Annotated in this window: 13 protein-coding genes; 8 read left to right on the plus strand and 5 right to left on the minus strand. The window is 68.6% G+C overall.

Going from position 1 to position 13,407, the window contains the following annotated elements:
* Positions 1–107: 107 nt before the first annotated feature.
* Positions 108–1,598 carry a GAF domain-containing sensor histidine kinase gene (locus SBI67_RS21290; protein ID WP_318982461.1) on the minus strand — a complete coding sequence of 497 codons (1,491 nt, stop codon included), beginning with the start codon at positions 1,596–1,598 and terminating at the stop codon, positions 108–110.
* Positions 1,599–1,701: 103 nt separating this feature from the next.
* On the opposite strand from SBI67_RS21290, the gene SBI67_RS21295 reads away from it, so the two are divergent.
* Entirely contained in the window at positions 1,702–2,040 is a 339-nt protein-coding gene (locus SBI67_RS21295) for a response regulator (protein WP_318982602.1), read from the plus strand.
* A gap of 2 nt (positions 2,041–2,042) precedes the next feature.
* On the opposite strand, the gene SBI67_RS21300 is transcribed toward SBI67_RS21295, so the two are convergent.
* Entirely contained in the window at positions 2,043–2,693 is a 651-nt protein-coding gene (locus SBI67_RS21300; protein ID WP_413232539.1) for a response regulator, read from the minus strand.
* Positions 2,694–2,910: 217 nt separating this feature from the next.
* Between SBI67_RS21300 and SBI67_RS21305 the strand changes: the two genes are divergently transcribed.
* The 5 genes from SBI67_RS21305 (at position 2,911) to SBI67_RS21325 (ending at position 8,120) form a co-directional block, all read left to right on the plus strand.
* On the plus strand, positions 2,911–3,960 hold the full coding sequence (locus tag SBI67_RS21305) for a cupin domain-containing protein (RefSeq protein WP_318982463.1): 1,050 nt from the start codon (positions 2,911–2,913) through the stop codon (positions 3,958–3,960).
* A 46-nt stretch (positions 3,961–4,006) separates the two neighbouring features.
* Positions 4,007–6,226, plus strand: a complete 2,220-nt coding sequence (locus tag SBI67_RS21310) for a xanthine dehydrogenase family protein molybdopterin-binding subunit (RefSeq protein WP_318982464.1) — start codon at positions 4,007–4,009, stop codon at positions 6,224–6,226.
* Entirely contained in the window at positions 6,223–6,741 is a 519-nt protein-coding gene (locus SBI67_RS21315) for a (2Fe-2S)-binding protein (RefSeq protein ID WP_318982465.1), read from the plus strand. Before SBI67_RS21310 ends, SBI67_RS21315 begins: the two co-directional genes overlap by 4 nt.
* Entirely contained in the window at positions 6,738–7,727 is a 990-nt protein-coding gene (locus SBI67_RS21320; protein WP_318982466.1) for an FAD binding domain-containing protein, read from the plus strand. Before SBI67_RS21315 ends, SBI67_RS21320 begins: the two co-directional genes overlap by 4 nt.
* Before the next feature lie 63 nt (positions 7,728–7,790).
* On the plus strand, positions 7,791–8,120 hold the full coding sequence (locus SBI67_RS21325; RefSeq protein ID WP_318982467.1) for a DUF3349 domain-containing protein: 330 nt from the start codon (positions 7,791–7,793) through the stop codon (positions 8,118–8,120).
* Between the two features lie 57 nt (positions 8,121–8,177).
* Here SBI67_RS21325 and SBI67_RS21330 read toward each other — a convergent pair whose 3' ends face one another.
* The 3 genes from SBI67_RS21330 to SBI67_RS21340 form a co-directional block, all read right to left on the minus strand.
* Positions 8,178–9,227, minus strand: coding sequence for an NAD(P)-dependent alcohol dehydrogenase (locus SBI67_RS21330; protein ID WP_318982468.1), 1,050 nt, complete (start codon positions 9,225–9,227; stop codon positions 8,178–8,180).
* Between the two features lie 165 nt (positions 9,228–9,392).
* The gene (locus tag SBI67_RS21335; protein ID WP_318982469.1) at positions 9,393–9,665 is read right to left on the minus strand and encodes a YciI family protein; all 273 of its coding nucleotides are present in this window, start codon (positions 9,663–9,665) and stop codon (positions 9,393–9,395) included.
* 9 nt (positions 9,666–9,674) lie between these two features.
* Positions 9,675–10,382, minus strand: a complete 708-nt coding sequence (locus tag SBI67_RS21340) for a TetR/AcrR family transcriptional regulator (RefSeq protein ID WP_318982470.1) — start codon at positions 10,380–10,382, stop codon at positions 9,675–9,677.
* A 187-nt stretch (positions 10,383–10,569) separates the two neighbouring features.
* Between SBI67_RS21340 and SBI67_RS21345 the strand changes: the two genes are divergently transcribed.
* Together SBI67_RS21345 and SBI67_RS21350 are read left to right on the plus strand one after the other, a co-directional pair.
* On the plus strand, positions 10,570–12,528 hold the full coding sequence (locus SBI67_RS21345; protein WP_318982471.1) for a dipeptide ABC transporter ATP-binding protein: 1,959 nt from the start codon (positions 10,570–10,572) through the stop codon (positions 12,526–12,528).
* A complete protein-coding gene (locus tag SBI67_RS21350) occupies positions 12,528–13,406 on the plus strand; it encodes an ABC transporter permease (RefSeq protein WP_318982472.1) in 879 nt (292 codons plus the stop codon). Before SBI67_RS21345 ends, SBI67_RS21350 begins: the two co-directional genes overlap by 1 nt.
* The last annotated feature ends 1 nt before the right edge of the window (position 13,407 follow it).

Genomic DNA, 13,407 nt, shown 5'->3' on the forward strand with positions numbered 1-13,407 from the left:
AGAACATGCGCGCGCTCGTCGAGGCCAAGCGCAGGCACCCGTCCTACATCGGTGCGGCCCCGGCCCGGCAACCTCAGGAAGTGTGCCGAGTGCTGCCGTTCAGGCGTTCAGGCGTTCAGCGGGATAGCCGCGGTGACGGTGGTCCCGGCGCCCACGGCGCTGGACACTCCAAACTCGCCCGATAGCGCCTCCACCCGGTCACGCAGACCGACCAGACCCGATCCGCCGCCTGCCACCGCGCCACCGACACCGTCGTCGGTCACCCTCAGCCGCAACCCGGCCTGATCGGCGACCGCCGTAACCGTAATCACCTCCGCTTTGGCGTATTTGGCTGCGTTGGTGAGTGATTCGGCGACCACGTAGTAAGCCGCCACCTCCACCGACTCCGGCAACCGCTCATCGACGTGCACGTCGAGTTCGACCGGAACCGGTGACCGGCGAGCGAGCGTGCGGATCGCCGGCGCCAGCCCGCCTTTCGACAGGATCGCCGGGTGCAGACCGCGGGACAATTCCTGCAGGTCGGCGTACAAGCCGGCCAGACCCTCGACGATGCCGGACAACTGGGTGCGCAGGGCGCCCTCGGCGGCCGCCTCGGCCGCCCGCAACTGCAGACTCAGCGCCACGATGCGCTGCTGAGCACCATCGTGCAGATCGCGTTCGAAGCCGCGCCGGGCCTGATCGGCGGCAGCGACGATGCGGGCCCGCGACGCGGTCAGCTCTGCGCGTGTCTCCGCGTTGGCGATCGAGGTCGACACCAGGTCGGCGAAATCACAGATATGGGCCTCGGCGTGCTCGGCAGCGCCGCGCGGCTGTGGCCAGGCCACCACCAGCGCGCCGCGCGTCTGACCGTCGACGACGATCGGTGCGCCGGCGCCCGACCGGATGCCCAACCCGGTCAGCATCGTCGCGACCTCGCCGGTGGCGGCGCCGTAATCGTCGATGCGGGCCGGGCCGGCCGTGGCCATGATCCGGCTGCCGACATTGTCACCGGCCAACGAAAACCGTTGGCCCACCGCGAAAGCCCGCGGGTCGTTGGTCGCGAGCGCCACCGCGTGCCCATCGGACTCGTAGCGCAACAACGTGACGTGCTGCGCGCGCAGGCTGTGCGCCAACTCCGAGACCGCGACGTCGTACACCTCCGAGGTGGGGGCCCCGCGGGCCACCAGGGTGGCCACCCGCCGCAGCGCGGCCTGCTGATCGGCCAGGCTGGTCGCTTCGCGACGCCGCTGCTCGGCCTCGGCGGTGCGCAACCGGGCCTGCCCGACCAGCACATTGGTCACCAGTGCCAACGTGAGGAAGACACCGACGGCGGGCGCCAGGGTATCGCGGCCGTCCAGGTGGAAGTAGGTGTAGACCAGCGCGCTGGCCACCGAGGTCGCCACCGAGAGCCCGAACCCCCAACCGGCCGAGATCACCAGCACCCCGAGCAGGAAGACCGCTCCGAACGCGTCATCGGGAGCCACCCGCTTGAGCGCCAGCACCACCAGCGTCTCGGCGACGATGAAGCCGGCCGCCACCACCACACCCCACCCGAGGGGGCGGGCGGTGGGCCGAACGATGAGGGCCAGGGTCCGACCCGACCACGACTGCCAGTTCACCCCGCAGATGTTATTGCGGAAGTTGACAGCGAACTTTCCGGCTAGCGGTAATGCTTCCGCTGCGGGGGGCTGTCAAGCTCGGAGTATGTCTGGTTCACCGGTTATGCGGGCGCTGATCGTCGACGACAGTGCTGCCTTCCGGGATGCCGCGACGATGATGCTGGCACACGGCGGGATCACCGTCGTCGGCACCGCCACCGACGGCGCCGGCGCGGTGGACGCCAGCCGGTCGCTGCAACCCGATGTCGCGCTCGTCGACGTCGACCTCGGCGCCGACAACGGTTTCGACGTTGCCGAGCAGCTCACCGACGTGCCGGTGATCCTGATCTCCACCCACGACGAACATGACTTCGCCGACCTGATCGCCGAGAGCCCGGCCCTCGGGTTTCTACCCAAGTTCGCGTTGTCGCCGGAGGCGATCCGGGGCCTGCTGCACCGCTGAGATCAGTGCGAATCCAGGAACAGGATCACCGCGCGCACGCGCCGGTGGTCATCGCCGGTCTCGGGTAGATCCAGTTTGGTCAGGATGCTGCGCACGTGCTTTTCCACCGTGCCCTCCGTCACCCAGAGCCGCCTGCCGATCCCCGCGTTGGACAATCCCTCGGCCATCAGCGCCAGCACCTCGCGTTCCCGGGAACTCAGCGCGGCCAGCGGATCGTTGCGCCGCCGCGCCGACACCAGCTCGGTGACCAATGCGGGGTCGATGACCGAGGCGCCGGCGGCGACCCGGTTGAGGGTGTCGACGAAATCCTCGACATCGGTGACGCGGGTCTTGAGCAGATACCCGATCCCATGCCCGCCGGCGAGTAGCTCGGTGGCGTGCTCGACGTCGATATGCGCCGAGAGCACCACGATGCCGGTGTCCGGCAGCTCGGCGCGGATGGTGCGGGCGGCGTCCAACCCTTCGGCGCTGTGGCTGGGGGGCATGCGGATATCGGTCAGCACCAGCTCGGGTCGGTGCGCCCGGACCACCTCCAGCAGCGTCGGCGCGTCGCCGGCCTGCCCGACCACGTCGAAACCCGACCGTTGCAGCAGGCTCGCCACGCCCTCCCGCAACAGCACGTCATCTTCGGCGATGACAACTCGTATAGCCACCCGTATGCCCTTTCCGCCCAACCCCAGCCGCCCGTGCAGCCGCGACATTCTCGCATCCCATCGTCGCGTCGGCCCGGCATCGCGTCGATATGGGGGCTAGCCCTACCCGGCCGGTACCGTCAGCGTTCCTGCGGGATTGGCAGCCAGCAGCGCAGACATCGACCCCGCGGTGGAGCAAGGTGGACACGTCGAACCAGTCCGATCAGAGGAGATCACCATGACCGCAGCAGTCACCCGCAGCACCCACACGCTGTCCCTGCTCGACGGCGAGATCGTCGAGGAGAACGACTTCGGGTCGATGCGCCGTGTCACCGCCGACAACCTGCCCATCCTGAACCGGTTGTCCATCAAGCGTGTGCTCCTGAACCCCGGCGCGATGCGCACCCCGCACTGGCACGCCAACGCCAATGAGCTGACCTACTGTGTGTCCGGTACCGCGCTGGTCTCGGTGTTGGACAACCACAGCAAGTTCTCCAACTTCATCGTCACGGCCGGCCAGATGTTCCACATCGACTCCGGGGCGCTGCATCACATCGAGAACATCGGCAGCGACGTGGCCGAGTTCATCATCGCCTTCCGCAACGAACGTCCCGAGGACTTCGGGTTCGGCGCGACGTTCGGCGCCTTCACCGATGCGGTGCTGGGCAATACCTACGATTTGCCGGCCTCCGACCTCGCCAAGATCCGGCGCGACAATCCGCCCACCGATCACAAGCTGGCCGCGCGCGTCGGTGACCCCGAGATCCCCGCGTCGGCGTACTTCGGCGACCCGCACAAGTTCGACATCGAAGCCCAGGCGCCCGGATTGAACTACGCCAGCGGCAACGCCAGGTTCGCCCGAGACCAGTTCTGGCCGGCGCTCAAGGACATCTCGATGTATTCGCTGCGGGTCGCCGAGGACGGGATGCGCGAACCGCACTGGCATCCGGTCACCGCCGAGATGGGTTATGTCCAGCACGGGGACGCCCGGATGACTATCATGAATCCCGATGGCTCCCTTGATACCTGGACCATGACCACGGGTGACATGTACTTCATCCCGCGCGCCTACCCGCACCACATCGAGAACATCGGCACCGACGACTGGCACTTCCTGATCTTCTTCGACCAGCCGTTCCCCGCCGATATCGGCTACCGCGCCTCGGCGAGTGCCTACTCCCGCGAGGTGCTGGCCGCGGCCTTCAACACCCATATCGACGATCTGCCGAATTTCCCGTTCACCCCTGCCGATCCGCTGATCGTCGACCGGCGCAACCCGCTCGACTGAAACCTGTTAACCCGCACGACGATTGACCAGAAGGGGCCGGGGCCATATGGGTGAGGTGACCGTCGGCAGACCCGTCGATCGGGTCGAGGGACGCGCGAAGGTCACCGGGGCCACCCGGTACACCGCGGACACCCCGGTCGCGGGCGTGGCCTACGCGGCACTGGTGCAGTCCGAGATACCCCACGGTGAGGTGACCGCGGAATCCGTGGTGGCCGCAGCGGCGGCCGCCACGGCGGCGCCCGGTGTGTTGTACGTCCTGACCCCGCTGAACTGTCCGCCGCTGCAGGTGCTTCCCGAAGACCTGACCTGGGATCTGCCGCTGGAGCGCCGTCCACCGCTGTCGGACCTGACCGTGCAGTATGTGGGCCAGCACCTGGCGTTGGTGGTCGCGGATTCACCGGAGAACGCGGCGCAGGCGGCGGCGCTGATGCGGTTCGACTATCGCAGTGCTCCAGCCCAATTGACGGCCACCCAGGTGCTCACCGAACCGGTCCCCGCCGACGAGCGGGGCGGTCTCATCCGGCACGGGGTCTACCAGCCAGACCATTTCGTCAAACTGGACGACGAGAAGCTGCAAGACCGCCGCGGACCGGATGCCGAACCCGACGGGGTGCGGATCGCGACCCGGTACACCACCGCGCGCAACACCCACTATCCGATCGAACTGTCGGCCACCATCGCCGAGTGGACCGGCGACACCCTGACGGTGCACGACAGCACCCGGTGGATCACCGGTGAACGGCGCGCGCTGGCCGGCTATCTCGGGATCCCCGAACAGCGCGTGCGCATCGTCTCCGAGTTCGTCGGCGGTGCCTTCGGGTCCAAGAGCTTCCTGTGGATGCACGTGGTGTTGTGTGCCGTCGCGGCACGCGAGGTGGGACGCCCGGTCAAGCTGGTGCTGACCCGCAATCAGATGTTCACCTCGACCGGGCACCGGCCGCATACCGAACAACGGCTGGCGTTGGTCGCCGACGCCGACGGTGCCCTGCTCAGCACCGAGCAGCACACTCTCACCGAGACCTCCACGGTCGCCCACTTCTGCGAACCGGTGGGGCTGTCCGCGCGCTTCCTCTACCAGTCACCGCGGTTGTCGGTCTCGCATACCGTGGCCAGAATCAACGCTCCCACACCGTGTTTCATGCGCGGCCCCGGTGAGGCGCCCGGGCTTTTCGCGCTCGAAGTGGCCATGGACGAGCTGGCCGAGCGGCTGCAGATCGACCCGGTGGCGCTGCGGCTGGCCAACGACCCGCAGCTCGACCAGCCCAGCGGGCGCCCGTATTCGGGTAAACACCTGGCCGAGTGTTACGAGCAAGGCGCGCGACGGTTCGGCTGGGCGGACCGCTCGTCGGTACCCCGCGCGATGCGTCGTGACGGTGTGCAGGTGGGTTGGGGCGTGGCCACCGCCACCTACCCTGGCCGCCGAATGCCGGCCGGTTGCCGGGTGGACACCGACGCCGCCGGCCGGGTCCGGTTCGCCTCGGCCACCCACGAGATCGGTACCGGGGTGCGCACCGTGATGACGCAGCTCGCCGCCGACGGTTGCGGATTACCGCTCGAACAGGTCAGTTTCAGCTCCGGTGACTCCACGTTCCCCGACGCCCCCTACAGCGGCGCCTCGCAGACCACCGCGACGGTCGGCTCGGCCGTGCACCAGGCGGCGCGAGAATGGCGGCGCCGGCTGGTCGCGCACTGCCCCGACTATGACGGGGACCCGGCCACACTCGCCGACCTGCTGCGGCGCGACGGCAATGACCTGCGGGCGGCACTCAGCTTCACCGTGTCGGCCGGGGGAGCCGCCGAGAGCGGCCCACTGTCGCAATCCTTCGGTGCGCACTTCTGCGAGGTGGAGGTCGACGAAGAGATCGGTCGGGCCACCGTGACGCGGTGGACGGCGGTCATGGACTGCGGACGGGTGCTCAATCCGAAGCTGGCCACCAACCAGGTGATGGGCGGTATCACCTTCGGGATCGGGATGGCGCTGCTGGAGCAGGTGGCCAGGGACCCGCGGACCGGCCAACTGATCGGGGAGTACTACGTCCCCACCCACGCCGACCGACCGGAGTTCGACATCAGCTTCGTCGACGTCGCCGATTTCGGGCTGGACCCGATCGGTGTGCGCGGTATCGGCGAGATCGGCACCTGCGGGGTGCCGGCGGCCATCGCCAACGCGATTTATCACGCCACCGGAAAGCGGTTGCGGGACTTGCCGATAACCCTGGAGAGCCTGATGAACCCCTTCTCACCCTGCCACGAGGAGCCGAGATGAAACTGACCGTCAACGGCACCGAGACCGAGATCGACACCGATGTGCGCGCCACCCTGCTCGACGTGCTGCGCGAACGGCTGGGACTCACCGGCACCAAGAAGGGGTGCGACCACGGCCTGTGTGGGGCCTGCACGGTGCATGTCGACGGCGAGCGGGTGCTCAGCTGTCTGACGCTGGCCGTGTCGATCGATGGAGCCGTGGTCACCACGGTGGAAGGGTTGGCCGACGGTGACACCCTGACCCCGTTACAACAGGCGTTCGTCGACCACGACGGATTCCAGTGCGGCTACTGCACCCCAGGGCAGTTGTCCTCGGCGCACGCCCTGCTGCGTGAGCACGCCAGGGGTGACCTGTGCGCCAGCACCTTCGACGGGCCGCGCGCCGATGTGGCGAACGGACCACAGTGCCTGTCCGGCAACGAGATTCGGGAACGCATGGCCGGAAACATCTGCCGCTGCGGCGCCTACGCCAACATCGTCGCCGCGATCGCCGCCGTCGCCGGGGATCCATCGTGAAGACGTTCGCATTCCGGCACGCGCTCAGTGTTCCCGACGCGATCGACGAAGCCGCCGCGGGCGCACGGTATTTCGCCGGCGGCACCAACCTGCTGGATCTGATGAAGACCGGGGTGGAGGCTCCGGACGCGCTCATCGACATCCGCCGGATCGGGCTGGACACCATCACGGCCACACCCGATGGTGGCGTGCGCATCGGAGCCGGGGCGACCAACAGTGCGGTGGCCAACCACCGGCTGATCCGGACCCGCTATCCGGTGCTGTCTCAGGCCATCCTGTCCGGTGCCACCACACAGATCCGCAATATGGCCACCGCGGGCGGCAATCTGGTGCAACGCACCCGATGCCCGTACTTCATGGATCCGGCCTTCGCACAGTGCAACAAACGCACACCCGGGTCCGGCTGCGCGGCGGCCGACGGCTTCAACCGGGAGCACGCACTGTTCGGCGCCAGCGCGCACTGCGTGGCCGTACACCCCTCCGATATGGCCGTGGCCCTGGCGATCCTGGATGCCGCCGTGCGGCTGCGTGGCCCGGCGGGAGAGCGCTCCGTTGCGCTCGCGGAGTTCTTCGCGTTGCCGGGGGACCGCCCGGACCGGGACAACACGATGGCACCGGGTGAGCTCATCACCGCCATCGAGCTGCCGCCGACGCCGTACGCGGACGCCAGCTGGTACCTCAAGGTGCGGGATCGGCACAGCTACGCGTTCGCGCTGGTGTCGGTGGCTGCCGGCGTCCAGCTGAACGACGGGGTCATCGCGTCGGCGGCCATCGCGCTCGGCGGCGTCGCGGCCAGGCCCTGGCGGGTGCCGGCGGCGGAGGCGGCGCTGCACGGTCAACGGCCGGACACCGCGGTCTTCAGGCGTGCCGCCGAACTGCTGATGGCCGGCGCGGAGCCGTTGACCCAGAACGCGTTCAAGGTCGACCTCGGCAAGCACAGTGTGGTGCGTGCCCTGCAACGTGCCTGCGGCGTGAACGACGAGTGAATGACGGGCGAACTGTCTGACCCGGCAGTGGCGCCCATTGACGGAACCCGAGAAACTTGTCGCGTGACCACGTCGACCTCGCTCGTCGCCCGAATCCTGGACTGGCTGCGCGCCGGCTACCCCGAGGGCGTGCCCGGTGCCGACCGGGTGCCGCTGCTGGCCCTGCTGCGCAACACCCCACTGACCGAGGAGCAGGTCAAGGAGGTCGTCGCGAATATCACCGCAACCGGTTCGCCGGCGCTGGCCGACGGTGCGATCGGTCACGACGAGATCGAGGCGTTCATCGCCGAGGTCACCCACCACGACGCCGGTCCGGAGAACGTTCGCCGGGTGGCGGCCAGGCTGGCCGCGGCCGGCTGGCCGCTGTCCGGGGTGGAGCCGCTCGACAACTGACGTAGAGCGCCGCCCGTGCCGCCCGGGGAAGAGGAGGCCCGGGCGGCAGGGACGGCGTCAGATCGTGGAGGCGTCGATGACGAAGCGGTAGCGCACGTCCGAGGACAGCACCCTGTCGTAAGCCTCGTTGACGTAGGACGCCTCGATGACCTCGATCTCGGGGGTGACATCGTGCTCGGCGCAGAAGTCGAGCATCTCCTGGGTTTCCGGAATACCACCGATCATCGAGCCCGAGATGCTGCGGCGCCCGGCGGCCAGCGCGAACGTCGGCACCTCCAGCGGATGTTCCGGGATGCCCAGCTCGACCAGGGTGCCGTCGACCTTGAGCAGGTTCAGGTAGGCGCCCATGCTCAGGTTGGCCGACACCGTGTTGAGGATCAGGTCGAACTTGCCGGCCAGTTTGGTGAAGGTGTCGGGGTCGGAGGTGGCGTAGTACTCGTCGGCGCCGAGCCGCAGACCGTCTTCCATCTTCTTCAGCGACTGGCTCAGCACGGTGACATGCGCGCCCATCGCGTGCGCGAGCTTGACACCCATGTGGCCCAGCCCGCCGAGGCCGATGACGGCGACCTGCTTGCCGGGGCCCGCATTCCAATGCTTCAGCGGGGAGAATAGCGTGATACCGGCGCACAGCAGGGGAGCGGCCTTGTCCAGCGGGATCGAGTCCGGGATGCGCAGCACGTAGTTCTCGTCGACGACGATCGCCGTGCTGTAGCCGCCGTAGGTCGGGCTGCCGTCGCGCTCGGTGGAGTTGTAGGTGCCGTGCATGCCGTACTCACCGATGCAGTACTGCTCCTGACCGGCCTTGCAGTTCTCGCACTCGCGGCAGGAATCGATGAAACAGCCGACGCCGACGTGATCGCCGACCTTGTACTTGGTGACCTCGGAGCCGACCTCGGTGACCACACCGGCGATCTCGTGGCCCGGGACCACCGGGTAGTTGGGTTGGCCCCATTCGGCCTTCACGGTGTGGATATCGCTGTGACAGATACCCGCGAACTTGATGTCGAAGGCGACGTCGTGCGGGCCGACGGCGCGGCGCTCGACGGTCGTCTTGGTCAGCGGGCTGGTCGCCGAGGTGGCGGCGTAGGCGGAAACGGTGGTCGTCATGTTCTCGTTCGGTCCTCTTCGTCGACTTCGTCTTCTGAGCGGGCAACACGCGCCTTCGCCAAAACGTTAGCGAAGGTAACTGTAATCAGGGCGCGACGCTGCACCATCGCGTAACTTCAACAGATACCGTGACCCATCTAGTCCCGGCTACCCGTGTGAGCCAAGTTATAGACCTGGGGCGCGGAATCCGGCCGTGAAGCTCACCCGGTCATAGCGCGCCACCCCCGCTCGGGTGTACGGATCGCCGGCGATGACGGCGTCGGCCTCTGCGGCGGACATATCGGCGACCACCAGTACGGCGCCGCGCGCCTCGGTGCGCCCGGCCAACAGCACCCGCCCCGCGGCGACCTCCTCGGCCAGCCAGTCCAGGTGGGCGGGCCGGGTCCGGTCGACGACGTCGTCGGGCTGCAGGTAGGTCAGCGTCAGCACGTGGAACACCGCCAGAGATTATCGGGGCGCCAGTCCCGGGGCGGCGGCGCCCACGCGCTCACGGTGCCGCTCGATCACCGCCGCGCTGCGCTCCCGCAATTCCGGGGTCGCCGCGTCCGCGCCGCCCAGCACACGCAGGCACGCGTCGGCGACGTGCACCGGCAGTTCGGCCCGTTGCGGGCCGTGCGGTTCCGACCACATGTTGACCAGCGATTCGACCAGCCGGAATGGCAGGTCGGCCGCCGCCGGATGCACCCCGGTGCGCTCCAGTACCGCGTGGCTCGACTCCAGATAGTGCAGCCGCAGCCGCTCCCGGTCGGACCAGAACGGTTCCAGCCGGGCGTCCCGCAGTTCGGGCAGCAGATAGAGGGCGCCCAGGTTCCAGCGCCCGTTGAGCAATTGGTCACCGTCGAAGCTGGCCAGTGCGTGCAGGTGCTCGGTGGCCGTCAACGCGGGGGAGGTTTCCAGCAGCGCCGGGATGAAGGCCAGCGTCGGGGTGACGGTCTGGCTGAGCAGGGCGCACAGGATGTCGTCCTTGGTGTCGAAGTAGTGATACAGCGATGCCTGCCGGATGCCGACCGATTCGGCGATGCTGCGGGTGGACGTGCCCGCGTAACCCAGCGTGGTGAACAATTCCCCTGCCGCATCCAGGATTTCGTCACGGGCCGTCATGCCGGGGCGTCGCTGCGTCTGCAGTCTGGGACGGCCGGCGCGGGTGAGCGACATGGCTTCATCGTGGCCCATCGGGCGCGGGAAAAGTATGCCGCCCCGTTTCTGTCACATGATAGAAACGCGCGATACGCTTCGGTTACCTGCGACGCGGAATTGGTTACGCCAGCGACACCCATCGGGTACGCCGGCCGTGAAAACTGTCAACTGACAGGCCAGGCCGCGACAGATCGGGAGAATGCACATGGGCATCGTCGTTTCCGACGCCGTGCAGGTGCGCCCCCCGGAACCGCCCGAAGTCGGCATCGTCGCCGACGTCGACGATCTGCACGTCACATTCCGTCGCGGCGGCCGCGATGTGCACGCGCTGCGCGGTGTCACCCTGACCATCGCCCCCGGCGAGATCCTGGGCTTGGTGGGCGAATCCGGCTCGGGCAAGAGCGTATTGGGCTTCGGCATGCTCGGGCTGCTACCCAGCGCGGCCCGCATCGACGGCGCCATCAGGGTGGCCGGCTCGGACATGGTGCACGGTGACGCCAAGACTCTGCGCAAGGTGCGCCGCCTCGATCTGGGGGCGGTGTTCCAGGACCCGATGACCTCACTGAACCCCACCATGCGCATCGGCAAACAGGTCGCCGAGGCGGCGGGCAGCGCCGAGGAAGCGCTGAGACTGCTCACCGCGGTGGGCATTCCGGATCCGGCGCGTCGCATGCGGGCCTATCCACATGAACTGTCCGGCGGGCTGCGGCAGCGGGTGATGATCGCCATCGCCATCGCCGGCGACCCCGAACTCATCATCGCCGACGAACCCACCACCGCACTCGACGTCACCGTGCAGGCGCAGGTGCTGACCTTGTTGCGCGGACTGCGCGACGAGATCGGTTGCAGCATCGTCTTCATCACCCATGACCTCGGGGTGGCCGCGCAAATCTCGGATCGTATCGCGGTGCTCTACGCGGGCCGGATCGCCGAGATCGGGCCCACCGCCGAGGTGCTCCAGACCCCAGCCCACCCCTACACGCGTGGGCTGCTGCGGTCCCGGCTGACCTTGCACACGCAGCGCGGCCGGCCGCTCGCCGCGCTGCCGGGCTCGGTGCCCAGCCCCCTGACACCGTTACCGGGATGCGCGTTCGTGCCTCGCTGCGACCTGGCCACCGAGGACTGTACGAAGACACCGCCGGACCCGATTCAGGTGGCGCCGGGCCGGGTCAGCGCCTGCTTGCTGCCACCCGGCGCGGCCCCGGACGATGCTCAGCCGGCGCCCGTCACCGAGTCGACCACCCAGACCGTCGCCGATACCGCGCCGTCGATCGAATTGGCCGATGTCACCAAGACTTTCGCGGTGGCTCGACGCGGGAAGCTGCAGGCGCTGCGCGGGGTGACGCTGCGCGTCGGCCACGGCGAATCGGTGGCCTTGGTGGGCGAGAGCGGTTCGGGCAAGTCGACATTGCTGCGCGTCATCGCCGGACTGGAGAAGCAGACCTCGGGCACGGTCGCGCTGGCCGGTACGCAGCGGCCGCAGATGGTGTTCCAGGACGCCGGTGCCTCACTGACGCCGTGGCTGTCGGTCGGTGAGCTGATCGCCGAGCGGCTGCACGGCACCAAGATGTCCCGGGCGCAACGCCGTGACGCGGTCATCGAGGTGCTGGACCGGGTCGGCCTACCCGCCGAGGTGGCCAAGTCCCGCGCCGGGCAGCTCTCCGGTGGTCAGCGGCAACGGGTTTCGCTGGCCAGGGCCACCGTGGTGCCCCCACCGGTGCTGCTGTGTGACGAGCCGACCAGCGCGCTGGACGTGTCGCTGGCCGCGTCGGTGCTCAACCTGATCGGTGACCTGCGCCGCAGTCTGGACATGTCGGTGGTGTTCGTGACGCACGATCTGTCGGTGGCCCGGGTGGTCGCCGACCGCATCGCGGTGATGTATCTGGGTCGCATCGTGGAGGTCGGTCCTGCCGAACAGGTCATCGGCGACCCCGTACACCCGTACACCCGTGCGCTGGTCGACTCCATCCCCGACTTGGGTCGCGAATCACGCATCCTGCCAGGCGAACCCGCCAGCCCGCTGTCCCCGCCGCCGGGTTGCGCGTTCCATCCGCGTTGCCCGATCGCCGTCGACGCCTGCGCCGGTGCCGAACTCGACGTGCGCCTGGAAGGTTCGCCCGGCAACCCCCACCAGGTCGCCTGCATCGAACGGAAGGTGCGTTGATGGTCAGCTCGACGGTGGACGCGATACCCGCACCCGTCCTGGTCCGGAGCCAGAAGTGGCGGCTGACGTTGCCACAGTCCCGCTCCGTGATCGTGAACTGGGCCGGCTTCGCCCTGGTGATCCTGGTGACGTTGATCGTGATCGCCGTGCCGGTGCTGGCCCCGCACGACCCGCTCACGCCGGTCGGGATGCCGCTGCAACCGCCGGGCACCACGGGATTCCTGCTCGGCACCGACAGCGTGGGCCGTGACATCCTGTCCCGCGTGCTCTACGGAGCTCGGTCCAGCTGGTTCGCCGCACTGGCGGTGGTGGCACTGGGTCTGCTGATCGGTGGGCTGGTCGGGTTGATCGCCGGTGCCACCGGCGGGTGGATCGATGCCACGCTGATGCGGATCACCGACGGCTTCCTGTCCTTGCCCGCGCCGGTGCTCGCCATCGCGGTGGTGGCCGCTCTGGGGCCCGGCTTCCTGCACACGCTGATCGCGGTGTCCATCGTCTGGTGGCCGTTCTACGCGCGGCTGGTGCGCGGCGAGGTGGCCCGGCTGGCCGCGCGGCCGCACGTCGAAGCGGCGAAACTGGCCGGGGTCAGTTGGTTCCGGCTCGCCGGGCGCCACTTGCTGCCCGGCGCGGTGCCCAATGCGCTCGTGGCCGCCAGCCTGGACATCGGCACGCTGATCCTCACCCTGGCCGCGTTGTCGTTCCTCGGGCTCGGGCAGGCCGCGCCGGCACCGGAGTTGGGCGCCGACTCCGCGCGCAACCTCAGCTACTTCCTGCAGCAGTGGTGGCTGCCGGTGATGCCGGGCCTCGGCGTGCTGGTCTTGGCCCTGATCGCCAACATCGCCGGTGACTGCCTTCGCAACCTGATGAAGACGAGATAGC

It is taken from the genome of Mycolicibacterium chengduense (assembly GCF_033741155.1).
GTDB lineage: Bacteria > Actinomycetota > Actinomycetes > Mycobacteriales > Mycobacteriaceae > Mycobacterium.